Origin of the sequence: Pseudomonas syringae group sp. 247E2 (assembly GCF_032587795.1) — a bacterium.
Classification (GTDB): Bacteria; Pseudomonadota; Gammaproteobacteria; order Pseudomonadales; family Pseudomonadaceae; genus Aquipseudomonas; species Aquipseudomonas amygdali.
On the sequence record NZ_JAWHPK010000015.1, the window covers coordinates 79,673 to 103,837 of the forward strand.

Below are 24,165 nucleotides of genomic sequence, written 5' to 3' on the forward strand. Positions count from 1 at the left end.
GGTTGCGCGGCGATTGATGTATGCTGCGCGACCGCGGGCATGTGCCCGGCCAATTCGACTTTCTGGTGACACCATGACCACTCCTGAACAACCCACTGTTCAAGACGCCGCAGCCGACTCCAACGCAGACACTGAAAAGAAGGCTGTCATTGCGCCTTTCAGCTTTCCGTTCAAGCCTTCGGAGTTTGCCCAGGCCAAAAAGGAACCCGCATGGCATCAGAAAGCCAACAAGCATGGCCATCACAAAACCCCTGGCGTAGCCCCGGCGGGCACTCGCAGATCGATGGGCAAGCGCTGATCGCGTGAGTAATCCTGTTCAGGCTGCCTGCAAGGGTATGAACAGGTAGGAAACCGGCTCCCGATCCGTAACGTCGGCACCCTCCTGTTGCAGGGTGTCTAGAACCTGCTGTCCCGCCACATGAAATTCCCAGTGCGCGCCATTGGGTTGCATATCCTGCGCACGGTTTGCGACTTCCGCGATGGCGGTCGCAAATGCGTTCATGTCCGGCAGATACGCGACGAAGCCGTTGCCCTTGAGGGCGGTGGTGCGTATGCCCAGTTTCTGACAGATCAACTGTTTGGTCTCTATCTCATCCCGATCGGCCTGACGGGATTGTTCGATCAAGTCCATCAATTGCGTATCAACCAGCCTGTCGCCAACGATCAGGTCGGGGCCCTGCTCCCAGGACTCTGGCGGGCAGCCCTTGGTTTCGGGGCGCAAGGGAATGTGCGGATTGATCTCCATCGGATAGATCCGGCACACCAGCGGCCTGCGCTCGTAAATGCGACACAGGTTTTTCTCGTCAAGATTCCGGCAACGCCCAACGTTGTAGGCCGCGAAGGTGATCGCCACAAAGGCTGTGGTGCTGCCGCTGTTCACCTGCGTCGAGCGACGGCTGGCATGGGTCAGTTGGGTCTCGGACACACCATAGCCATTGCTTAGAAACGCTTCGGTCAAGACAATCACGTTGCCGCCGTCTGCCGCCCATTGCGCGGCTTCGCCGAGCGTGAGAGGCACGTGGTGGTCGGTGCAGCAACCGCCGCAACCCACACAGGAAAACTTGGTGTCCATTGTCTCGATGACCCTTTCAGAGCTGCGCGCCGAGCGACAACAATTGGTCACTCTCCCGGCTGATGCAGCTCAGGAAGCAAGTTGTGCGCCAGTCGCTGGTTGAGTCAACGGGCCCGTCAGGCTTCGGGGATATCGAAACGTTTCAGGTAGGACATCCCTGATTTCTCGTAAAGACGCCGTGCCTTGAGGTTGTTTTCCATGACGTGAAGATCGACCGCTGCTTCGCCACACTTACTCAAATGGGCGAACAGGTGGTTGAGCAGAGCGAAACCGATCCCGCTATGTCGCACATCGGGATGCACGACCAGGTCTTTGATGAATGCGCTGGTCCAGCAGACGATCACGCCCACCACTGTTCCGTCGAGCATGGCCAGAAAGCACCGCGACGTGTCGAATTCAGGGTCTTGTTCGAAGGCAGCTCGCCAGTGCGGATAATCCGGCACACTGCCTGTCGCGCTGGCATGACCCAATGTCAGCAGGCGGTGAACCTCTGGGGCTTGCTCAAGGGTGAAAGGTCGCGGCAGGACGCGCGGTGGCCAGACCGCGGATGGTACTGGCAAGGCGAGAGTCCGACGCATCAGCCAGTAGTGTCCGGCAGATGCATCGGTCAGGTTCGGACGTTGCGTCGGTGCGCGCTCCGGGATCAGAGCCCTTGGGCGACCACCGTACGTGCGGCCTCGATCAGGCATTTGGTCAGCTCGGGTGACGAGAACTTGGTCAGCACAGCGTTGGCCCCGGCGATCTGCGACTTCTCGCTGTTCATCGCGCTGTCGAGCGAGGTGTGCAAGAGGATATACAGATCGCTGAAGTCGGGCGTGTCGCGAAGAGTACGGGTGAGCGCGTAGCCATCCATCTCCGACATCTCGATGTCGGAAACCACCACGTTGATCTGCCGATCAGTACCTTGAAGATCCAGCAGAACGTCGATGGCTTCCTTGGCACTGCGCGCCGTGTGGCATTCGATGCCCAGATTGCGCAAGGTGATGATCGACTGCTGCAGGGCAACCTGGCTGTCATCGACGACCAGAATTCGCGCCTTGCTGAGCATTTCGGCATCCTCTTTGGCCAGCTCCGTCGACTGCACGACGATTTGCGCCGGAGCAATACCGTGAATCACTTTTTCGATATCCAGAACCTGTACCAGCACGCCATCGACCTGAGTGACCCCGGTGATGAACGATTTGCTGCTCGACCCATAGGGTGGAGGACGGATATCGGTGGTCAGGCAGTGCACAATCTTGCTCACGGCCTGAACGTGCAGGCCCTGTTTGGAGCGGCTGACGTCGGTAACGATCAGGCAGCCACCGTCGGGATCGGCCAGAGGGCGCTCACCGATTGCACGACTCAGGTCAATGACCGACAGTGATGAGCCGCGCAACGTGGCGATACCTTTGACGTGCGGGTGCGATTCGGGAAGATGGGTCAGGGGAGGGCAGGGAATGATCTCACTGACCTTGAGCAGGTTGATCGCCATCAGCTTGCCGCTGCGCAACGTGAAGAGGAGCAGCGAAAGTGAATCTGCTCGGACGTTCTTGGACATATGAACCTTCTGGCTGTAGGTGTTTCGTCGCCTGGAAGCGGCAAACAACTTTCTATGACAGGTTATCGACCTGCGACGAGCAGGCTTGAGGATTTTTAACGGACGGCTGGCCGCGCCGCTCGCTGGTCCTTGAAAGTTGTTTCAACACGTAACGGCAGCCGGCATAAGCTGCCAGTGCAAGCGTGAATAGTGGCAGTCTGGCTCCGGTCCAGTCAAACCGGGCGAGATGCGGCACACTGTCGCTCTGCGCATTCCGACAGTCAGCGTCGCAGGTTCGTACGCGACTGTGCTTTGACATCAGCATGCCCTGCGGCAAAATACCGCAGCTATATATAGAAGAGGTGGTGCGACATAGTGACGCACCCTCTATATATAGAAGCGTTTTTCATCCAGCCCTTGGCGAAGACCGCCTGGTTGATCGCATAGGCACTGCTCAGACCATCCAGCGGGCAAATGTGCCCGTATAGCTGGCGAGCGCTTGAGTTGCAGAATCAGACAGATGATCATCGCACACGCTTCGGTACGGTCGGGCCGTGCACTCCTGTTTCAGGCTTCGCCCTTACATTGCAGGGCGTTGACCAACCACCTCATCAGTTCAGTAAGGTATGTGAATGAGCGACAACACGTTGTACCTGAGACGCGAAAAGCGCTTTCTGGTTTTGCTGGGGATTATCTGCCTGGCTCTGATCGGCGGTGCCCTGTACATGCAGATCGTGCTGGGCGAGGCGCCTTGCCCGCTATGCATCCTGCAGCGCTACGCACTGCTGTTCATCGCCATTTTTGCGTTCATCGGCGCTGCCATGTCCGGACGTCGCGGCGTTACGGTGTGTGAAACGCTGGTCACCCTCAGCGCATTGGGCGGAATTGCCGCGGCCGGTCGGCATGTATGGATACTTGCCCATCCGTCCGACAGTTGCGGTATCGACGTCCTGCAACCGATCGTTGATGGCCTGCCATTGGCTACACTGTTCCCAACAGGGTTTCAGGTCAGCGGTTTCTGTACGACGCCGTATCCGCCGGTCCTCGGATTATCACTCGCGCAATGGGCGCTGGCAGCGTTTGTTCTGACTGCAGTTCTGGTACCGGCGTGCATCATTCGTAACCGCCGCAAACCTTACTAAATACAGGGGCTTTCGAGAAAAAAGCCCCGTGATTACGGGGCTTTTTTTGGGTGAAATGACGTGTTTGGAGGGTGATTGTTACGAATTGAGAGAATAACTGTTACAAAATTAGGCATAGTCATTAAAAATTTACGTATCTACAATCCCCACCACTTGTCGTCCAGCCTGGCTGAACGATCAGCATTTTGAGGCTTGGAGCGTCCCCTGTGCACTCTGAACAGGCAGCGCAACGCTTGCCTCTGAGGGCGTATGATGGCCGCGTCGAAAGCGTCTGCCCGATATTTTGGGCAGTTCCAGCAACTCAAAAAACAAGAATCCATAGCTAAACCCGGACTTGTCGATATGCCGCTGTGCGTACTGGCAGGCCCTTGTTCAATTCAAAAAAATTAGCCGGCACTGGCAGGGCGAAGTGTTGGCGGTCGAAACCCAACTGCACCGCGCAAGCTGCTTTTAGAGGTCGTGAAATGAGTAAAAAAAGGTACCCCAGGTTTTTTGGCTTCTTGGCCCTTTTCTGTATGCTTTTGCTCAGTGGATGCGATGGCGTACCTCTGCTCGATCCAAAAGGGCAGGTGGGTATCGAGCAGCGGAACCTGATCGTAATCGCTACGTTGCTGATGCTGATTGTCGTGATCCCGGTCATTCTGATGACCCTGATCTTCGCATGGAAGTATCGCGCTTCGAACAAGGCCGCCAAGTACACGCCGGACTGGTCCCACTCCACCAAGATCGAAATCGCAGTCTGGGGCGTACCCATGCTGCTGCTGGTCTTCCTGGGGTACATCACTTACGTCTCTACTCACTCGCTGGACCCTTACCGTCCGCTTGAGTCGGACGTGAAGCCGATCACCATTCAGGCGATCTCGGTCGACTGGAAGTGGGTATTCGTCTATCCGGACTACGGCATCGCCACGGTCAACAAGATCGTGTTCCCGGCCAAGACCCCGATCAATTTCCAGGTTACCTCGGACAGCGTGATGAACTCCTTCTTCATCCCTGGTCTGGGTGGTCAGATCTACGCAATGGCGGGCATGCACACCAAGCTGCACCTGATTGCCAACGAAAATCACGAATTCAACGGTATTTCGGCCAACTACAGTGGCGCGGGCTTTACCGGTATGAAGTTCAAGGCTATCGCCACCAGCCAGGCTGATTTCGACAGCTGGGTCAGCGAAGTCAAGAGCTCACCTAAAAAGCTTGGCACGGCCGAATACGCCGAGTTGATCAAGCCGAGCGAACGCAACCCTGTCGAACTCTTTTCCTCGGTCACCCCGAACCTGTTCCAGATCGTCATCGACAAGTATGAAGGTATGAATCCAGGCAAGAAGGTTGTTGCTGGTGAGAAGGAAGTGGCCGGTGACGCTGGTGCGGAAAAAGGCAAAAATTCAGCTGCTGGGGCAGAGGAGTAAACGATGTTTGGCAAATTAAGTCTGGAAGCGGTGCCGTTCCACGAGCCGATAGTCATGGTGACACTTGCCATGATTGCGCTCGGCGGCATTGCGGTTGTCGGGTTGATCACCTATTTCCGCAAGTGGACGTACTTGTGGTCTGAATGGCTGACCTCTGTCGACCACAAGAAAATCGGCGTGATGTACATCGTCGTTGCCATGGTCATGCTGCTGCGCGGTTTTGCCGACGCCATCATGATGCGTACCCAACTGGCGATGGCCCAGAACGGTTCCGAAGGGTTCCTTCCGCCTGAGCACTATGACCAGATCTTCACCGCTCACGGTGTGATCATGATCATCTTCATGGCGATGCCGTTCTTCACGGGTCTGATGAACATTGTTCTGCCTCTGCAGATCGGCGCTCGCGACGTGGCGTTCCCGTTCCTGAACTCCCTGAGCTTCTGGCTGCTGGTCGCAGGTATGCTGCTGATCAACATCTCCCTGGGTGTCGGTGAATTCGCCAAGACCGGCTGGGTAGCGTATCCACCTCTTTCCGGGTTGCAATACAGTCCTGGCGTAGGGGTTGACTACTACATCTGGGCGCTACAGTTATCCGGGTTAGGTACGACGCTGACGGGGGTCAACTTCCTCGTGACCGTTCTGAAGATGCGTACCCCTGGCATGAAACTGATGGACATGCCGATCTTCACCTGGACCTGCACCTGGGCAAACATCCTGATCGTGGCTTCGTTCCCGATCCTGACCGCTACCCTGGCGTTCCTGACCCTTGACCGCTACCTGGACTTCCACATTTTCACGAACGAAATGGGCGGCAACCCCATGATGTACGTGAACCTGTTCTGGGCGTGGGGTCACCCTGAGGTGTACATCCTGATCCTGCCGGCTTTCGGCGTTTTCTCGGAAGTCATCTCCACGTTCTCCGGCAAGCGTCTGTTCGGCCACAAGTCGATGATCTTCGCCTCCGGTGCGATCTGTATCCTGGGCTTCATGGTCTGGCTGCACCACTTCTTCACGATGGGTGCGGGTGCCAACGTCAACGCCTTCTTCGGCCTGGCGACGATGCTTATCGCGATCCCGACGGGTGTGAAGCTATTCAACTGGCTGTTCACCATGTATCAAGGGCGTCTGCGCTTTACCGCGCCAGTACTCTGGACCCTGGGCTTCATGGTCACCTTCTCGATCGGCGGTATGACCGGCGTTCTGTTGGCGATTCCAGGTGCTGACTTCGTACTGCACAACAGCCTGTTCGTAATCGCTCACTTCCACAACGTCATCATCGGCGGTGCGGTATTCGGTTACATCGCCGGCTTCGCGTTCTGGTTCCCTAAAGCGTTCGGCTTCACCCTGAACGAGAAGTGGGGCAAGGCAGCGTTCTGGTTCTGGATCGTCGGCTTCTTCGTCGCGTTCATGCCGCTTTACGCGCTGGGCTTCCTGGGCATGACCCGTCGTCTGAACGCTACCGACATGCCAGAGTGGAACATCTACCTGGACGTCGCGCTGTTCGGTGCCGTGCTGATCGCCATGGGTATCGCTTCGCAGCTGATCCAGCTGTTCGTGAGTATCCGTGACCGCGACAACAACCGCGATCTGACCGGTGACCCATGGAATGGCCATACCCTGGAATGGTCCACTTCTTCGCCACCGCCGTTCTACAACTTTGCCGAACTGCCAAAAGCTGACGACATCGACGCGTTCACCGATGCAAAACGTGCCGGCACCGCTTACAAGGTTCCTGCCCGCTACTCGGCGATCCACATGCCTAACAACACTGCAACAGGCCTGTACATGGGTATGTTGCTGACGGTCTTCGGCTTCGCATTCATCTGGCACATCTGGTGGCTGGTAGGCGCAAGCCTGGTGGCGACCATTGCAGTCTTCGTTGCTCACGCTGTCCGTGACGACCAGGGTTATATGGTGCCGGCTGAAGATGTAGCGCGTATTGAAGGTGAGCATCACAAGGTCCTGGCGGCCAACGGTGCATACACTCCTGTCAAGTCCTCGCTGGAACAGGTTTAAACAATGTCAAATATTGCAATCAACTCCGGAGCCCACGATCACGGTCACGACCATGATCATGGGCATGACGATCACCACGACAGCGGTGGCATGACGGTCTACGGCTTCTGGCTGTACCTGATGACTGACTGCGTGTTGTTCGCTTCGTTCTTCGCGGTGTACGCCGTGATGGTCAACAGTGTCGCGGGCGGCCCGTCGGGCCAGGACATCTTCCTGCTGCCATTCGTGGCTGTGGAAACCGCGTTCCTGCTGGTCAGTAGTATCACCTACGGCTTCGCCATGCTGGCGCTGTACAAGGGCAAGAAAAGCCAGGTTCTTGGCTGGCTGGCCCTGACCTTCCTGTGTGGTGCTGCGTTTATCGGTATGGAAATCTATGAATTCCATCACCTGATCCACGAAGGCTACGGTCCGAGCCGCAGCGGCTTCCTGTCAGCGTTCTTCGCGCTGGTAGGCCTGCACGGCGCACACGTGACCAGCGGTCTGATCTGGATGGCGATCATGATGTTCCAGGTCCAGAAAAAGGGCCTGACCAACACCAACAAGACTCGCCTGAGCTGCCTCAGCCTGTTCTGGCACTTCCTGGACGTTGTCTGGATCGGCGTGTTCACCGTTGTCTATCTGATGGGAGCTTTGTAATGTCAAATTCGCATCACTCCGCTGAAGACAATAGTCACGGCTCAGTGAAGTCGTACATCATCGGTTTCGTACTGTCGATCATCCTGACCGCCATTCCGTTCGCCCTGGTGATGTCGCCGTCGCTGCCGAAGGACATGACGATTGCAATCGTTCTGGTCTTCGCGATCATCCAGATCCTTGTGCACCTGCATTACTTCCTGCACCTGGATTTCACGAGCGTGCAGCGCAACAACGTGATGGCCTTCGCCTTTACCACGATGGTTATCGTCCTGCTGGTTGGCCTGTCGCTGTGGATCATTTTCAGCGTCCACCGCGAAATGATGGCGCATTGAGGAATACCAGATGTCACTGAAGCACTTTATCCAAATCACCAAGCCGGGGATCATTTTCGGTAACGTGCTTTCGGTGGCAGGTGGCTTTTTTCTGGCTTCCAAGGGAAATATCGACTTCGGCGTCTTCCTCGCTGCAGTAATCGGTACTTCCCTGGTCGTTGCGTCTGGTTGCGTGTTCAATAACTGCATCGATCGCGATATCGATCAGCGAATGGAAAGGACCCGTAACCGGGTCCTGGTGCAGGGCCTGGTTTCATTGAAACTGGCGCTGCTCTACGCAACCATACTCGGCGTTGCGGGCGTTGCCCTGCTGTACACCGAGGCCAACCCGTTGGCTGCCTTGTTTGCGGTCATCGGGTTTGTGATCTATGTCGGCCTTTACAGCCTGTACCTGAAACGCAGATCGGTTCACGGCACACTGGTGGGCAGTCTCTCGGGGGCCATGCCTCCAGTGATCGGCTACTGTGCAGTGACCAACAGCTTCGACTTCGCGGCCCTGACGCTACTGGTGATGTTCAGCCTGTGGCAGATGCCGCATTCGTATGCGATCGCCATCTTCCGTTTCAATGACTATCGTGCGGCGAAAATTCCGGTACTGCCGGTCAAGCGCGGCATTCTGGTCACCAAGCGCCACATCATGCTCTACATCCTGGCGTTCCTCGTGGCGACCCTGATGTTGACCGTAGGTGGTTATGCGGGCCTCAACTACCTGGCTGTTGCAGCAGGCATGGGGATGTACTGGTTGTACATGGCCTGGAAGGGTTACAAAGCCGTTGACGATACTGTCTGGGCTCGCAAGCTGTTCGTGTTTTCTATCTTCACCATCACTGCCTTGAGCGTGATGATGTCGGTGGACTTTCAGGTGACAAAAGAGTTGTTGGTGACCTACGCCTTCTGATTTTCACCTGATGCACAACCTGAAAACCCCGTTCTGCGCAGAGCGGGGTTTTTTTTTTGGATGCGATCTACACTTGATGAATGACAGCAAACGGCAGCAGATTCCTGGTGGCTGGATACACCTGTTTACACGGCGTTTGTGACCTGCTGTAGAAAATCAGGATCGCTTGTCGCATGATGTGCCGTTTTCAAGCGACCTGTTATAGATATCCGGTTTCCGACCCCGTCAGGGCCGATAATGATTATGGCTATTACCCCATGATGCCCTCAGAAAGTCAGAGCCTCACGCCTCAACCCCTGGTTTCGATCGTCGCCCCTTGCTATAACGCCGAGCGCTTCCTTGAAGCTGCCCTTCAGAGCATCTTTGCTCAAGACTACGGTAATTTTGAAGTCATCATCGTTGACGATGGTTCGACCGACAACAGCATCGCGATGCTTGAGTCATTGCAGGCGCGTTACCCGTTCCAGCTCTATCGCCAAGCCAATCAGGGGGTCAGTGCCGCTCTCAATCATGGCCTGCGATATGCGAAAGGCGTCTATCTGTCCACACCGGACCTCGATGACATCATGCTCCCGTTTTCGCTGCGTATCCGTGCGCAGTATCTCGACGAGCACCCCGAAGTCGGCTGCGTAGGCGCACTGATCAGCTACATGGACTGCGACGGCAACACGATCAAATGCCAATCGCGCGACTATATCGAACGGCTGACATTCGACGACGTGTTGCGCGGTGCGGTCGTTGTCGGGGCGCCGGTGGCCCTGTATCGGATGCAGGCCATGCGTGACGCGAACGGCTACGATCCGGAGATAAAGGTTCAGGATTTCCAAGCCACGCTGAGAATTGCCCGCCTGGGCTATGAAATGCATGTGATCCCCGAAGTCGTGACACGCTATCGACGTCACCCCAACAACCTTTCACGCAAGTACAAGGTGCTGCTTGAGGCTGATCTCAAAAGTATCGAGCCCTATCGTGAGCATCCCGAATATCAGAGTGGCCGCACTCAAGTCGTCAACAAGGCATTGAAATACGCTGCGGTCGCGGATAAGCGATACGCCTGGAGTCTTTTGCGTACCATCCCCTGGAAATATTTCAATGGAACGACCTGGCGACGCTGCAAGCGTTTGCTGCTGAGCTATCGGTAAGCATCATCGTCGTTGGTCAACTCACTGAGCATACAGAGCGCCCATGTTTGGGCCTGGGTCAGAAATGCCATGTCGGTTTGCATTTATTTCGAGCCTCAGGGCCTGAATGATCTGGCAGAATAAGGCATTGGCCTGACTCGTCCAGGCAGTCGCTAAAATGATAGAGGGCGTTATGAGTCAAGAAAGCATCAACTGGGACACTCTGGGTTTCGATTACATCAAGACTGACAAGCGCTACCTTTCTCATTGGCGCGACGGCGCCTGGGATCAGGGGTCGCTGACCGAGGACAACACGCTGCATATCAGCGAGGGTTCGACCGCGCTGCATTATGGTCAGCAGTGCTTCGAAGGTCTCAAGGCCTATCGCTGCAAGGATGGCTCGATCAATCTTTTCCGTCCCGATCAGAACGCGCAGCGCATGCAGCGCAGTTGTTCTCGTCTGTTGATGCCTCATGTACCGACTGATGTGTTCATCGAGGCCTGCAAACAGGTCGTCAAGGCCAACGAACGTTTCATCCCGCCATATGGTTCAGGCGGCGCGTTGTATCTGCGCCCGTTCGTGATTGGTGTGGGTGACAACATCGGCGTGCGTACGGCCCCGGAGTTCATCTTTTCGATCTTCTGCATCCCGGTGGGTGCCTATTTCAAGGGCGGCCTGAAGCCAAACAATTTCGTGATTTCCGGGTATGACCGCGCTGCGCCCAATGGCACCGGGGCTGCCAAGGTTGGTGGCAACTATGCCGCCAGCCTGATGCCCGGCTCTGAAGCCAAGAAACACAGTTTTGCCGATTGCATCTATCTCGACCCGCAGACCCATTCCAAGATCGAGGAAGTGGGTTCGGCAAACTTCTTTGCCATCACCAAGGATGATGTGTTCCTGACGCCGAAATCACCGTCTGTGCTGCCGGGCATCACCCGCCTGTCGTTGATCGAACTGGCAAAATCCCGTCTTGGCCTGACGGTCGAGGAGGGCGATGTATTCATCGACCAGCTCGACACCTTCAAGGAAGCGGGCGCTTGCGGTACGGCTGCGGTGATCACCCCGATTGGCGGGATTTCCTACAAGGACAAGCTGCATGTGTTCTACAGCCAGACCGAAGTCGGTCCGGTCACTCAGCGTCTGTACAAGGAATTGACCGGCGTTCAATCCGGTGATATCGAGGCGCCAGCGGGCTGGATCGTCAAGGTCTGATAGCTTGACCTGTATCGTTCCAGCGCCATGCGCTGGAACGGTCACTGGCCGCATGCTCAAGGCGCAGCGGGTTTCCCTTCCTCGACCAGGTCTTTCGCTGGGCCCAGCACAATCGCCAGATGCCGCAAGTCATCGACTTCCAGGCCATAACTCTTGCCCGATGGACTTTGCGTGACCGTTCCCAGTGCATATACCGTGAAGAACTTCACGTCATCCGCGTGGCTTAACAACTCACTGATATAGCGGCTTGAACGGTAGGCCTGCATTTGCGCGGGCGATACGTAAAGCGTCACCAGTTTGCCGTCGATACGGTCAAAAAACCTGAACTTGAAGCCCAGCCCGTAACGTTGCTCAATCAACCCTCCACCAAATAGCACACGGCCGTTGTCACCCGTTTGCGCGTACTTGATATGGCGAAAATACCCGCGTAGCGACACTTCGCCCTGACCGGGAATTCTCAGTTTCAACAGCTTGAAATCTTCCAGTGACAACTCGGCCTTGGCCTGTCGATAGCTGTCTACCAGGCGCTCCAGGTTGTTGGTGCGGGTTTCGCTGTAGCGGGCGGCCTTGGGTGACGCGGGTTCGGTCAAAGGCTGGCTGACGATGGGCTGCAGATTGTCTGCACCGGCTTTTTCTTCACCGGACTTCTCTTTGACCGGTGTTTTGAGCGTCGGGTCGAATATGTCGATGTAGTCATCCAACTTGCGCTTGGCCTGGCGCACACGCGTCTGAGCATCTGTTTCTTCGACATGAACATCCGGCTTTTCGTCGGTGCTCTCGTCCACCCATTCACACTCCGGATGGTGATCGTAGTGCGGGTTGGCGCGGAAGTGCGCAGCAACGAAGGTTGGGTTGTCCTGTGGTTTCACGTCATAGCGAACCCCGGTCACCTTTGCCCCCATTGCCCTGCAAGCCTCATTCGAGCAGAGAAACTCGAAGCGTTTGCGTGGCGGCTCCTGAGAGAAGTATTCGCGTCGGGCAGCCGCGATTGACAGCTCTTGCTGCAACTCGACACAAAATGCGCGTGTGATAGGTTTGCCGGGCTTCATGCGTGTAGTCCTTGTTCGTCCAGAACACCACGCTATTTCAGGCGCAACGGGCTTGCAACAGAATATGTACGCAGACGCGGATATAGGCCCGGCCAGGTCCGGAATTTGCGCACTCTGCGCGCTATGGCAGCGCACAGAGTGGTCTCGCATCAGGACAGACGGAAGCGCCCGACGATATTGTTCAGGTCCAGAGCCAGCGTCGACAATTCACGGCTCGCGCTGCTGGTCTGCTGTGCACCTGATGAAGATTGCGCAGACAGGTCACGAATGTTCACCAGATTGCGGTCCACTTCCCGCGCAACGTGTGCCTGTTGTTGTGCGGCGCTGGCGATGACCAGATTGAGGTCGTTGATTTCACTGACTGCTGTACTGATGACGCTCAGAGAATCATTGGCACCCTCGGCGATACTGAGCGTGTCGCTGGCCAGTTCAGTGTTGCCGCGCATGGAGCTCACCGCCCGGTCAGTGCCGTTCTGAATATTGCTGACCAGGCGCTCGATTTCGCTGGTTGATTGCTGAGTGCGGTGCGCCAAGGCACGCACTTCATCCGCCACCACGGCAAATCCGCGTCCGGCTTCACCCGCTCGCGCTGCCTCAATAGCAGCGTTGAGGGCCAGCAGGTTGGTTTGCTCGGCGAGACCACGGATCACATCCAGAACCTTGCCGATGTCGCGCGACTGATCAGCCAGCTCGCCAATCAGCACGGCTGTTTTCTGTACGTCGGTGCTCATGGTATTGATTGCGCTGACGGTCTTCTTAACCAGGCCCAGACCTGCTTGTGCTGCGCTGGTCGCGTTGCTTGAAGAGCGTGCGGTGTGTTCGGCATTACGCGCCACTTCTTCTACCGCACTGGTCATTTCATTGACGGCAGTCGCGGCCTGGTCAATCTCGTTGTTCTGTCGCTGGATGCCCTGAACCCCGTCTTCAGTGATGGCGGTCATCTCTTCAGCAGCGGCAGCCAGCTGGGTCGCTGAGTTTGAAATCTGTTGCAGGGTGTCCCGCAGTTGAGTCTGCATGGCAACCACGGCAGCGGCGACGCTGGTGTTGTCATTGGCATTGACCTTGATAGTACTGCTCAGGTCGCCTCTGGCGATGGTGCGGGTAATGGTGGCCACCGTACCCGGTTCGCCACCGATGGCGGCCAGAATGCTGCGTATGGTCAGTAGTGTCACCACGACACCCAGCACCGCAATCAAAAGTGTGGCGGTGATGGACAGGTTGTTGGTCCGGGTAGCACTTGCTTCCTGAGCCTCAAAGCGCTCGCCTGCCTTTTGTTTGCCTTGTTCGCGCAGGGTTTGCAGGGTTTTGAAGACCTGCTCGGCGAAGGGTTTGACCTCGGTGCGATTGATGTTGGTGGCGGCGGCGATATCACCCGTCTGGATAACGCTCGTCTGGTGCCGCATACCATCACGTAACTTAGTGTAGTCGCGCTGCAACTGCTGGGTCAGCGTGACATCCAGCGTTTCAGCGGTGTCCTTGCCGAGCAGAACAGTCAGCTCATCAAGCTTGGCAAAAGCGGCCTCGTTCTCGTTTTTCCAGCCCGCAGTCTGCTCCGGATTGCCGATGGCGATCATGCGCAGGATATTGATGTCCACACGGGTCAGTGCACCGTCGATATTGTTCACGACCTCGGTGGCCAGAAAATCCCGGTTGTACAAAGCGTCGACATTCTCAGTGGATGTCTTGAGTGTATGGATCATGAAAAACGACAAAGCGATAAACGCAACAATGATGGCGAAGGTCGAGGCCATCAATCGTTGTTTTATAGTGAAACCGCCATGAGGCGCTTGAGTTTGAGACATGGGAGTTCCCCTGTAGGGTTTGTTCGCCTGCTGAATCAGGACCTTGCGAATGCATCGCTGGTCATCAACTATCGGCGTCCCGAACTCAAGCTTTAGGGATGGTGGCTAAATGATACTTTTTACAGTTGCGTAGGCACTGCCAGCCATTCCCCGAGCGCCTGCTGATACTCGCCAGTGGCCTTGCTCAGGTGCAGCCATTGGTCAACGTAGCTTTTCCAGGTCACATCATCGCGGGGCAACAGGTAGGCCTTTTCGCCGTATTGCATGTACGCGGTCGGGTTGACCGCACACAGGCCTGGCATGCGTTTCTGCTGATAAAGCGCTTCGGAGGCATCGGTGATCATCACGTCAGCCTTCTTGTCCAGCAGTTCCTGGAAGATGGTCTTGTTGTCGTGAAATGCCAGAGACGCCTTCGGCAGATGAGCGCGCGCGAAGGCTTCATTGGTGCCGCCAGCAGGTTCTATCAAGCGCACCGAGGGCTGATTGATCTGCTCGACCGTCTCGTACATGGCCTTGTCTTCACAGCGCACCAGGGGAATCTTGCCATCGACATCAAGCGTATTGCTGAAGAAGGCTTTCTTCTGGCGTTCCAGGCTGACCGAGATGCCGCCCATGCCTATGTCGCATTTGCCGGCAACCATGTCCGGCATCAGGTTTTTCCAGGTGGTAGGCACCCACTGCACGTTAACTCCCAGGCTCTTGGCCAGCGAGCGTGCCATGGTGATATCGATGCCTTCGTATTCACCGTCTTCGCGCAGCAGGGTATACGGCTTGTAATCGCCAGTCGTGCAGACTGCCAACTGGCCGGCTTGCAGAACCTTGTCCAGATGCGAGGTGGATTCCTGAGCCTGAGCCATGCCTGTCATGCCCAGCAGCAGGGCGGTGAATGCGCTGTATTTAAGGTTCATCATGAGTCTGAGTGCTCTCAGCCGTGCAGTCGGTTTTGTTGGAGTCGACAGATTGCTTCATTTGTCAGGCCGGTGTGAAGCTGTAATGAAAACATGCGTTCAGATGTACGGGCATAAATCAGGGGTTGAACATTTCGTAAAAAAGCGTAATGTTGTGCCCCATGATTCTTGAGCAAATCAAAGCGGTCGGCAATGACACTCGCATGTTGATCATGGAGTGGCTGAAAAACCCGCAAGCCCATTTCCCTCCACAGGACCACGGTGATCCGGCGATAGGCGTGTGCGTCTCGCACATTCAGGCCAAGGCCAGTCTGTCGGCTTCCACCGCGTCTGCGCACCTGGCGATTCTGCAACGCGCCGGGCTGGTTCAGGCAACAAGGATCGGCAAATGGACTTATTTTCGCCGCGACGAGCTAGCCATCGACCGGTTTGCCGATCGGCTCAAGAAAGAACTATGACCCTTTAGCGTTACTCACACATTTCGTCATTTTGCGTAATGTTGAATTGATAGGAGATTGACCATGAGCAATACAACCATCTACGTGCAGGCTGGCGGCGGCTACGATCAGGTCAGCGTTGGCGAAAGCGAAGTACTGGCACCGAAAGCCGATGAGATTACTGTGCGTCTGCACGCAAATTCGCTCAACTATCACGACTTCGCAGTCGTCACCGGCATGTGGGCACCGACTGAAAAACGCATTCCCATGGCCGATGGCGCAGGCGTGGTAACCGCAGTAGGCGAGGGCGTCAGCGAGTTCGCTGTCGGCGACTCTGTCGTCAGCACGTTCTTCCCTGAGTGGATCAGCGGCGAGCCGCTGGTTGAAGGTTTCGTCACTGTGCCGGGCGATGGCATCGACGGTTATGCCCGCGAGCAGGTGACTGCCCGTGCCACCTCATTCACCCACGCGCCACTGGGTTATACCCATGCCGAAGCGTCCACCCTGACCACCGCAGGCTTGACCGCGTGGCGCGCGCTGATGGTCGATGATGCGTTGAAAGCCGGTGATACCGTTCTGGTGCAGGGCACTGGCGGTGTATCGATTTTCGCGCTGCAGTTCGCCAAGATGGTGGGTGCGACCGTTATCGCGACGTCGTCGAGTGATGAAAAGCTGGAGCGTCTGAAAGCCATGGGCGCCGACCACCTGATCAACTACCGCAAGGACAGCAACTGGGGCGAGACGGCCCGCAAGCTGACTGGCGGCCGTGGTGTTGATCACATCATCGACGTGGGCGGCCCCTCGACATTGCAGCACTCCATGACAGCCGCACGGGTCGCTGGGCATATCTCGGTCATCGGCATTCTGAGCGGTGTCGCCGGTCAGCTGGAATTCGTCCCGGCACTGGTCAAGCAACTGCGCATGCAGGGTGTATTGGTGGGTAGCCGCACCCAGCAGCAGGACATGATCCGCGCCATTGATGCCAATGGCATGCGTCCGGTCATGGATCGCTCCTTCCCGATGACCGACATTGTCGAGGCGTTCCGTTACCAGGAAACCAATCAGCATTTCGGCAAGATCTGCCTGGATATCTGAGTGGCGCCCCTGCGCCCATAGCTGAGCGCAAGTCAATGTCGCTGGTCTGCCAACTTTCGTAATGGCAGGCCAGTCGAGACGTTTTGCATAACTTTCCTCGGTCATCTTTTTGCATCAAGTGCGTTGGTCTGTGGTCACACCCTCTGTGACATCAAGGACGTTGCGTGGCATGCCGCTTCACGCTGCCCGTCGCGACGTTCAATCCGATTACCAGATCAGGGACGCATTGAAATCATGAAACCTCATCTTTGGCTAGGCCTGCTTGGCGTTTTCTCCCTCAGTGTCCAGGCTGCATCGCTGGACGTTCCCATCAATCTGGTCAGCGCTGACGGCGCGCCCAAACCTATTGGCAACGTGACGGTGAGCGAAACACAGTACGGCTTGCTGTTTACCCCGAATCTGAAAGACTTGCCTGCGGGCATTCACGGTTTTCACGTACATGAAAACGGCAGCTGCGAAGCCGGTACGAAGGACGGCAAGAAGGTCGCTGCGCTGGCCGCAGGCGGCCACTTTGACCCGGCCAAGACCGGCAAGCATCTGGGGCCTTACGCCGATGGCCATCTAGGCGATCTGCCTGCGTTGTACGTTAACGCCGACGGCACTGCAAACTATCCGGTACTGGCACCACGGTTGAAGAAAATCTCCGAAATCAAAGGCCATGCGCTGATGGTTCATGCGGGCGGCGACAACCATTCCGACCACCCTGCACCCTTGGGCGGTGGCGGTGATCGTGCAGCCTGTGGCGTGATCTGATACGCCGTGCCTGTGTCCGGTTCGGGTGCAGGCACCCCTTGGATATTTTCGCGACCGATCAGCATCATCAGCGTTACAACTGGCCGTCAGTGCGTTCCTGAGAGTCAGGCGCGCCATAGGGGGCGCAAGTGGTTATCTATCATCCAGTGAGGTTGTCCGGGCTGAATACAGACGCCGCCAACCCAGCGCGCTTGATGGCAGTAGTTGGGCCAATAGGCTTTTGCGGCCAATACTTGCTGTCCCAGCGGGGTTAGCCTGAGCGAGCGGCGAGGCCATTCAAGTTGGGGGTCTGATTCGATCAGTAGCGCGGTCGGAGAATCAATCAAGGGGCGCATCATCGCGTGAAACATCATGTCGCCCAGAAACGGTAAAGGCTCGCGCTTGTCCGTCAGCTCAGCAAACACTTGGCCGAAGGTCATTGACCCGGCTTCGCTGATGCACTGCAACGACAGGCGCTCGGTGAGTGACAGGCCGTCTTCGACGCCTGGTAATTCCTGTAGCTGACGTAACAGGGCCGGGGCAAGGCAGGGCAATGATGGTTGCGCGGTGTGGGCCAGCTCGGCGAGGGCAACCGGCGAGGCGTTGCAGTAAGCCGCCCATGTCTGGCGGGCCAGATGCAGCATTTCTTTGGTCACCGCCTTGCGCTGCGGCCACAGCCAGGCAAGCAGGTCGGGCGCCAGTTGGCCAATGCCGATGAAGCGCTGGACGCCTGGAATCTGGCTCACCTGAATAATTTCAAGCCTGGCAGGCAGTTGCTCAAGGGTTGACAGCGTCCTGATCAGGAAAAGCTGATCGTAGGCATCTGCCTCGCACCACAGCACGCAGTGATCGGCACTGCTCATTTGCTGCAGGTCGGTGTATTCATCATCAAACCGGCGTGCGACATTCGTAAGGCTCAGCCCGAATGCCTGGCTGATGTACTGACTGCGCGCTGCCTGATATGCCTTTTCAGGCACAGCCTGAACCGGACCCATGCACAAAGGGTCTGTCAGCATCTTGAAAGAGCCTTTGAAGCCCGCGAGTTTGAGAGTGTGGGCAATGTCGCTGCCGCATCGCCAATGCACGGTTCGCGCTTCGTCGCTTGCTTCGAAGTCCGGATTCCGGGCTGCGAAGTCGACTGCATCGACATGGGCCTTTAGCCTGGGCCAGCTGCTGAAGCCCAATTGCCTCGCGATCAGCCATTGGGCATCAGATAAGGTCGGCGCCGTCTTGTCGAGCAGGATGAGCTGATCAGATGCAGTGCCGTCTTTCATCCGCAGCAGAAGCTCTTTGGCACGCTTACGCTGCTGTTCGAGGTTGATACGGCCGTGATGGGACGAGGACGTTTTATTGCTGGGCATACGATCTCCTTGCAAAAACCTTGTCCGCTTGAAGGTCGGGAGTCGTAGTGACGGAATATCGAATCAGAATCCTGGGCGCAGCCCTTTCCGCGGTAGGTGGCGTAGATGGCGCCACGCCGGAATATAGGTAATCGGATGGGTGATTGCAACTCGGTCAGGTTGTATTGATCACGTGTGTTTCAAGGCACATTGATCATTCGAGCCCTTTAAGGCATTGCCTCATTTCAAAGCGGGGATTCTCGCATCATTGCTCATGGTGTAAGTTTGAAATCTTACTGATCAAGTGGTCAGAATTTTTGCGTGCTGTACCTGCCAAGGAATGCCCTGAACAATGAACCTGTCACTCAAGCAACTGGCCGCAACCGCGCTGATAATGGCCAGCCTTTCGTCCTTCACCTGCGTGGCGAATGCCAACGTTACTGCACAACAGAGCACGATCATTCTCAAGACTTTCGGTGAGAAATCGGTCACGGATTTCAGGCAGTTTCTGAAAAGTCTGTCCTGCACTGATGTTGTCAAAGCTGCTGATTTTGGCCCGGCCATCAACGCCTTTCTCGACAACAAAACACTTTCCGACGCGCAACAGAACGACATTAATCGCCTGCTCGGTCTGTATACCCGGTTGAAGTATGGCAATGCGGCAACCGACACATTGCGTGAGCTGGTCGCCATTCCAACCGCCCGTGTTGACGGCGTTGCCCAGCATGAAAACCCGGAGTTCATCAAGATCGCCAACGCGATCAAAGGCCTTGCCGAACGCTTCGATCTGAAATTTCGCAACGTCGATAACCGCGTTTATGAAGTTTCGCTCGACGGGGCGGGCGATGAAGTCGTGGGCATTCACGTCCATGCCGATGTTGTACCGGTCACGCCGGAAAACTGGGTGTTGCCGGACGGCACGCGGCTCGATCCGTTCAAGGTTACATTGATTGGTGATCGCCTGTATGGGCGTGGCACCGAAGACGATAAGAATGGCATTGTCGTGGCGCTCTATGCCATGAAGGTCATCAAGGAAGAAAAGCTGCCGCTGGCCAGAAACTTCAAGTTGCTGATCGATACAACTGAAGAGACCACGGGTGACGCAATCCCCTACTATTTTGAACGCAACCCAACGCCTGGTTACAACCTGGCGCTGGATGGCAGCTACCCGGTTGTCATCGCGGAAAAAGGTTATGGGACGGTCATGGCCAGTTTCGCGCGACGCAACGCTGACGGCGAGGGTGCTGAAATCGTTTCGATGACCGGAGGTGCGGCCACCAACCAGATTCCATCGAAATCGGTCGCTACTCTGTTAACCGACAAGCCTGCGCAACTGGCTGCCAGCCTGCAACAGGCCGGTGCGGATTACGTGAAAAACAATGGCGGCAATTTCGCGGTCGATGCCAGCGTCGACGGCAATGACGTCAAGCTGACAGTGACGGGTGTTTCCGCGCACTCATCGGCGCCCCAGTCTGGAGTCAACCCGGTTGCGAGGATGCTTGACTTCATCAACAGCCTTCAAGGCAAGGTCGCGCTCAAACATAACCAGATTACTGACGCTGCTCGCTATGCAGCCGACAACTGGGGCCTTGATTATCTGGGCAACAAGTTGGGCGTTGGTTTCTCCGACGAGTTCATGGGGCCGCTGACCGCTTCTCTTACCTATGTCGCGATGGATGAAACAGCGTTCAAACTTGCGGTCAACTTGCGCGTGCCCAAGGGCAGGTCTCCGGAAGAGCTCAAATCCGAAATCTCCGAAAAACTTGCAGCGTGGAGCGTGAAAACCGGCATCAAGCCTGCGTTCGACTATTCCATTGCCAAGCCGATGTACCGCAATCCAGAGGGCGAATGGGTCAGGGCGCTGCTTGCGGTTGCCAGCGAAAATCTGGGTATGGAACACGCGTTCGGCACCTCGGCTGGCGCGACGTCGGTACATGAACTGCCCAATGGCGTGCAGTTCGGTCTGGCGAGGCCCGAAGTCAAATATACCGGCCACACGGACAACGAGTTCAAGACGACCGGACAGTTTCTGCTGGACCTGCAGATCGTTACCGAAATGATGGCGCGCATCGGTCAGTTACCGAAACTCTGATTTAACGTCCGGGCCTGTCAGGGCAGGTCCGGTTTCGATGAGTGATTGTTTGATCGCGCGTTATTACGCGACTGGCCTAGTGATTGGTAGTGGCACAGCGACGTTGTCTTCCCACCCAGTGTTCTCGCGAACAAGGATTTACCCATGAAAACGCTCTTTGCATTTGCACTGACCTTTGCTGCCGTTTGTGCGGCAAGCAGTAGCGTCAATGCGGCGGTACTGTCTGTACCCGCAAACTCTCAAGAAAGTACCACCAGCAACGGCAAGCTTCAGCCCCCCGTCAAGTACGCCACTGTCTGGGCTGACGAGACAGGGGCCACCCATGTCGAACATTGCCGTATCGAGGGGCTGGAATTCAAAAGTTACGCGCCACCTGCCGAGCCTCAGTGGATCGGAGTATCGCCCGACGAAGTAGAAAGTATTGCCTACGCGGTACTGCCGCCGGGTTACGTCGGCAGTTGGCACCATGCGCCGGGCCCTCAGTGGGTGATCACCTTACAGGGTCAGTGGTCGGTGGAAACCACCGATGGCACGGTATTGGTTCAGGGCCCCGGGGAAATGCAGTTCAATGCCGACAGCAGCTCCAAAGCAAGGCCTGGCGACAACAGGGTCGGGCATCTGACTCGTACCGTGGGTGATCAGCCCAACGTTCAGCTCATCGTGAAACTCAAGCCGGATGCTGCTGCCAAACGTTCTTCTGGCCGATGTGCCTACTGATCAATTGGGGCGAAATGCATGAATCGAGTCTTCCGTCATCCAGGCAGGAAAACCACTTCGCTCGTGTTGGCGGGCGCGCTTCTCGCCGCAGGCGCAGTGATGGCTTCAGACGCGTCGCCAGTCACGGTGGTTGCCAGTAATCCGCGGTTTGCTGCACTCATCCAGCCCGGCGCGCAGGCACAAGTGCTTACCGCCGATGCGCAGTGGGCGGAAGGCCCTTTGTGTTTGACCGACGGTCGGTTGATCTGGAGTGATGTGAAGGCGAACAAGGTCATGAGCTGGAAAGAGCATGACGGCGTCACTGTATGGCTCGACCCCGCCCATTATCAGAACGGGCATGCTCTGGATGCCGAAGGCCGAGTCATCGCCGCATCCCATGGCGAACGCGCAATAGTGCGACAGGAGGCGGATGGTCAATGGCGCACAGTGGTCGACAGGTACGAGGGCAAGCGTTTGAACAGCCCGAATGACGTCGTGGTCGATAAGCGCGGTGGTATCTGGTTCAGTGATCCAACCTTCGGCGTGTTGAACAAGGCTGAAAGTTATGGCGGCAAACCGGAGCAGGGCGGCGAGTATGTATACCGCTACGACCCGGAACAAAACCATTTGGTAAGGTTGAATACCCCGGGACTTCATTCGCCGAACGGTCTTGCGTTTTCACCCGATCAAAGCTTGCTGTATGTCGCCGACTCGCAACTGGCGCATGATTTCAAGAATCCTAAACTGGCACACAGCATCCGGGTGTATCAGGTGCGCGACGGGGCGCTGAGTAACGGCAAGGTGTTTGCCGAGATTGCCCCCGGCATCCCTGACGGACTCAAGGTCGACGCGCAGGGCAACGTCTGGAGCAGCAGCAAAGAGGGCATTCAGGTGTTCTCTGCCAGCGGTGAGTTGCTGGGGAAAATAAAGGTGACGGCGAAAGACACCGGCAATCTTGCATTCTGTTCTACCGGTTCACAGCACTGGATTTACATCACCGCTGCCAACAAGGTGCTGAGAATACCCGCTCTTGTTGGTGGTAGTCGGCCGTAAAGCCTCCGTCACGGTGAGATACCAATAGCGCCGTGCGGTATTCCTGAAGACTCCGCTCGTAGCCAACCTCAATAAATCGTGTCGTCTGCCTGTGCGATATCGACACGGTTGCGGCCCCGGCGCTTGGCCTGATAAAGCGCTTTGTCTGCACGCTGAATCAGGCTTGCCGCTGTTTCTCCCGGGCTGAGTTGCGCAACTCCCAGAGAAATAGTCACTGAGCCTGTATTCGGTATCAACAGACCCTCAACGCCCTCGCGAATGCGATCGGCCAATTCAGCGGCATGATCCAGTGAGCTATCGGGCACGAGTATCAGAAACTCTTCTCCTCCCCATCGAGCCGCGACATCCTGCAGGCGGATCCGTTGTTTAAGGATGACTGCAACGCTGGTCAATACCCTGTCACCAGCAGGGTGGCCGTATCGGTCATTGACCGATTTGAAATGATCAATGTCGCCGATGATAAGACTGAACGGCTTGCCCGATATTCGCGCGGTATCGATGAGCCGCTCAAGGGTGTGTTCCGCCGCCCTTCGGTTGTTCAGCCCGGTCAGCGGGTCGCTGTGAGCAATCTCCAGCAACTTCTGTTCACGGCCCAGCCTCGTGGTTACATCCTGGCTGATGCTGACGTAATGCGTGATGGTTCCTTCCAGGTTACACAGCGGGGAAATGCTGTGTTCTGCGTAGAACAGAGAGCCATCCTTGCGCTTGTTGATAAAGGTAGTACGAAAGGGCGTACCACTGGCCAGCGCTTCATTGAATTGCGCATAAAACATCTCATCATGTTTACCCGAGCTAAGCACTCGCGGGTTTTCGCCGATTATTTCCGACGCGCTGTAACCGGTGATGTGCTGAAAGGCCTCATTGGCAAAAACGATAGTGGCGTTGCAATCGGTAATCATGATCGGATCAAGCGCGGCGTTCAGCGCCTGAGCCAGCAAATGCTGTTCGCGCTCTGCTCGAATGCGCGGGCTGATGTTTTGCTGCACCGATACAAAGTTGCAAACCGCACCCGCATCGTCGCGCACCGGGGAAATTTTCCACTCGACGACATAGGGGCTTCCGTCCGCGCGGTAATTGACTGTCGACCCTTCGAAAAAGAGGCTTTCGCTCAAGCACTGACGCATACGCTCGATCACCTGACGATCGGTGTCGGGTCCTTGCAGGATCCGTGGCGAAAGGCCGATCAATGCCTCTGCTGCGTAGCCGGTCATCGCGCAGAATGCCGGGTTGACATACACAATGAACGGGCCGCCATTGGTCAGATTTGCATCGGTGATCAAAACGGCATTGAATGACTGCTCGACAACTGCTTCCAGCAAGGCCAGGCGCTGGCTGGATGAGGTCATCTGATGTCCTGTCGAGTGATCCGTTGAATTGATCGCGGCTCTGATCAGATGATGGGTGACGCGATGCCGGGCGGGTAGTAAGTGCAGTGAGTTGGACCGCAAGCACCAAGCCTTGTTGCACAGGCACTATACCTACATGACCAAAATGATTTATTGCGCGCGTGACGACGATATCCAGTGCACTGCCGGGCGTCTGCGACCGTGGGGCTGATAGGTACGCTGTTGTTGTGGCATTGGCTGGTGTGAAACGGGGTTGTCCG

Annotated in this window: 23 protein-coding genes; 15 read left to right on the plus strand and 8 right to left on the minus strand. The window is 56.4% G+C overall.

Annotated elements, in window-relative coordinates:
* Nucleotides 1-73: 73 nt before the first annotated feature.
* Nucleotides 74-298 carry a hypothetical protein gene (locus tag RYC18_RS15525; RefSeq protein ID WP_004656067.1) on the plus strand — a complete coding sequence of 75 codons (225 nt, stop codon included), beginning with the start codon at nt 74-76 and terminating at the stop codon, nt 296-298.
* Between the two features lie 18 nt (nt 299-316).
* Here RYC18_RS15525 and RYC18_RS15530 read toward each other — a convergent pair whose 3' ends face one another.
* The 3 genes from RYC18_RS15530 to RYC18_RS15540 all read right to left on the minus strand — a co-directional run bounded on the left by RYC18_RS15530 (nt 317) and on the right by RYC18_RS15540 (nt 2,612).
* Nucleotides 317-1,072, minus strand: coding sequence for a YkgJ family cysteine cluster protein (locus RYC18_RS15530; RefSeq protein WP_005745844.1), 756 nt, complete (start codon nt 1,070-1,072; stop codon nt 317-319).
* Between the two features lie 116 nt (nt 1,073-1,188).
* Nucleotides 1,189-1,650 (minus strand): GNAT family N-acetyltransferase, encoded by a 462-nt coding sequence (locus tag RYC18_RS15535; protein WP_316886546.1) that lies wholly within the window; start codon nt 1,648-1,650, stop codon nt 1,189-1,191.
* Between the two features lie 65 nt (nt 1,651-1,715).
* On the minus strand, nt 1,716-2,612 hold the full coding sequence (locus RYC18_RS15540) for a chemotaxis protein (protein WP_004656074.1): 897 nt from the start codon (nt 2,610-2,612) through the stop codon (nt 1,716-1,718).
* Nucleotides 2,613-3,223: 611 nt separating this feature from the next.
* Here RYC18_RS15540 and RYC18_RS15545 point away from each other — a divergent pair.
* From RYC18_RS15545 to RYC18_RS15580, 8 genes are all read left to right on the plus strand, one after another.
* A complete protein-coding gene (locus tag RYC18_RS15545; RefSeq protein WP_004666118.1) occupies nt 3,224-3,733 on the plus strand; it encodes a disulfide bond formation protein B in 510 nt (169 codons plus the stop codon).
* Nucleotides 3,734-4,197: 464 nt separating this feature from the next.
* On the plus strand, nt 4,198-5,139 hold the full coding sequence (cyoA, locus tag RYC18_RS15550) for a ubiquinol oxidase subunit II (RefSeq protein ID WP_004656081.1): 942 nt from the start codon (nt 4,198-4,200) through the stop codon (nt 5,137-5,139).
* 3 nt (nt 5,140-5,142) lie between these two features.
* Nucleotides 5,143-7,155: a cytochrome o ubiquinol oxidase subunit I gene (cyoB, locus tag RYC18_RS15555; protein WP_004656083.1), complete on the plus strand. Its 2,013-nt coding sequence runs from the start codon at nt 5,143-5,145 to the stop codon at nt 7,153-7,155.
* A 3-nt stretch (nt 7,156-7,158) separates the two neighbouring features.
* Nucleotides 7,159-7,791, plus strand: a complete 633-nt coding sequence (locus tag RYC18_RS15560; RefSeq protein WP_002552344.1) for a cytochrome o ubiquinol oxidase subunit III — start codon at nt 7,159-7,161, stop codon at nt 7,789-7,791.
* Entirely contained in the window at nt 7,791-8,123 is a 333-nt protein-coding gene (gene cyoD, locus RYC18_RS15565; protein ID WP_002552345.1) for a cytochrome o ubiquinol oxidase subunit IV, read from the plus strand. Before RYC18_RS15560 ends, cyoD begins: the two co-directional genes overlap by 1 nt.
* 10 nt (nt 8,124-8,133) lie before the next feature.
* Nucleotides 8,134-9,021, plus strand: a complete 888-nt coding sequence (gene cyoE, locus RYC18_RS15570; RefSeq protein WP_002552346.1) for a heme o synthase — start codon at nt 8,134-8,136, stop codon at nt 9,019-9,021.
* A 257-nt stretch (nt 9,022-9,278) separates the two neighbouring features.
* The gene (locus RYC18_RS15575) at nt 9,279-10,163 is read left to right on the plus strand and encodes a glycosyltransferase family 2 protein (protein WP_005756784.1); all 885 of its coding nucleotides are present in this window, start codon (nt 9,279-9,281) and stop codon (nt 10,161-10,163) included.
* Between the two features lie 172 nt (nt 10,164-10,335).
* Nucleotides 10,336-11,355: a branched-chain amino acid aminotransferase gene (locus RYC18_RS15580; RefSeq protein WP_316886453.1), complete on the plus strand. Its 1,020-nt coding sequence runs from the start codon at nt 10,336-10,338 to the stop codon at nt 11,353-11,355.
* Between the two features lie 56 nt (nt 11,356-11,411).
* On the opposite strand, the gene RYC18_RS15585 is transcribed toward RYC18_RS15580, so the two are convergent.
* The 3 genes from RYC18_RS15585 to RYC18_RS15595 all read right to left on the minus strand — a co-directional run bounded on the left by RYC18_RS15585 (nt 11,412) and on the right by RYC18_RS15595 (nt 15,117).
* Complete coding sequence (locus RYC18_RS15585) at nt 11,412-12,404, minus strand: ATPase (protein WP_316886454.1); 993 nt, start codon at nt 12,402-12,404, stop codon at nt 11,412-11,414.
* A 149-nt stretch (nt 12,405-12,553) separates the two neighbouring features.
* Entirely contained in the window at nt 12,554-14,206 is a 1,653-nt protein-coding gene (locus RYC18_RS15590; RefSeq protein ID WP_316886455.1) for a methyl-accepting chemotaxis protein, read from the minus strand.
* Between the two features lie 119 nt (nt 14,207-14,325).
* The gene (locus RYC18_RS15595) at nt 14,326-15,117 is read right to left on the minus strand and encodes a transporter substrate-binding domain-containing protein (protein WP_010201892.1); all 792 of its coding nucleotides are present in this window, start codon (nt 15,115-15,117) and stop codon (nt 14,326-14,328) included.
* 146 nt (nt 15,118-15,263) lie between these two features.
* Here RYC18_RS15595 and RYC18_RS15600 point away from each other — a divergent pair, with 146 nt between their 5' ends.
* The 3 genes from RYC18_RS15600 (at nt 15,264) to sodC (ending at nt 17,399) form a co-directional block, all read left to right on the plus strand.
* Complete coding sequence (locus tag RYC18_RS15600; protein WP_016980457.1) at nt 15,264-15,572, plus strand: ArsR/SmtB family transcription factor; 309 nt, start codon at nt 15,264-15,266, stop codon at nt 15,570-15,572.
* A 63-nt stretch (nt 15,573-15,635) separates the two neighbouring features.
* Nucleotides 15,636-16,646, plus strand: a complete 1,011-nt coding sequence (locus tag RYC18_RS15605; RefSeq protein ID WP_005778190.1) for a zinc-dependent alcohol dehydrogenase family protein — start codon at nt 15,636-15,638, stop codon at nt 16,644-16,646.
* 234 nt (nt 16,647-16,880) lie between these two features.
* Nucleotides 16,881-17,399, plus strand: coding sequence for a superoxide dismutase family protein (gene sodC, locus RYC18_RS15610; RefSeq protein WP_005745855.1), 519 nt, complete (start codon nt 16,881-16,883; stop codon nt 17,397-17,399).
* A gap of 104 nt (nt 17,400-17,503) precedes the next feature.
* On the opposite strand, the gene RYC18_RS15615 is transcribed toward sodC, so the two are convergent.
* Nucleotides 17,504-18,739: a DUF1835 domain-containing protein gene (locus RYC18_RS15615; RefSeq protein ID WP_316886456.1), complete on the minus strand. Its 1,236-nt coding sequence runs from the start codon at nt 18,737-18,739 to the stop codon at nt 17,504-17,506.
* 331 nt (nt 18,740-19,070) lie between these two features.
* On the opposite strand from RYC18_RS15615, the gene RYC18_RS15620 reads away from it, so the two are divergent.
* The 3 genes from RYC18_RS15620 (at nt 19,071) to RYC18_RS15630 (ending at nt 22,559) form a co-directional block, all read left to right on the plus strand.
* The gene (locus RYC18_RS15620; RefSeq protein ID WP_316886457.1) at nt 19,071-20,810 is read left to right on the plus strand and encodes a dipeptidase; all 1,740 of its coding nucleotides are present in this window, start codon (nt 19,071-19,073) and stop codon (nt 20,808-20,810) included.
* A gap of 144 nt (nt 20,811-20,954) precedes the next feature.
* On the plus strand, nt 20,955-21,527 hold the full coding sequence (locus tag RYC18_RS15625) for a hypothetical protein (protein WP_002552358.1): 573 nt from the start codon (nt 20,955-20,957) through the stop codon (nt 21,525-21,527).
* An 18-nt stretch (nt 21,528-21,545) separates the two neighbouring features.
* Nucleotides 21,546-22,559 carry an SMP-30/gluconolactonase/LRE family protein gene (locus tag RYC18_RS15630; RefSeq protein WP_057403480.1) on the plus strand — a complete coding sequence of 338 codons (1,014 nt, stop codon included), beginning with the start codon at nt 21,546-21,548 and terminating at the stop codon, nt 22,557-22,559.
* 68 nt (nt 22,560-22,627) lie between these two features.
* On the opposite strand, the gene RYC18_RS15635 is transcribed toward RYC18_RS15630, so the two are convergent.
* Complete coding sequence (locus RYC18_RS15635; protein WP_316886458.1) at nt 22,628-23,905, minus strand: diguanylate cyclase; 1,278 nt, start codon at nt 23,903-23,905, stop codon at nt 22,628-22,630.
* Nucleotides 23,906-24,165 lie beyond the last annotated feature (260 nt).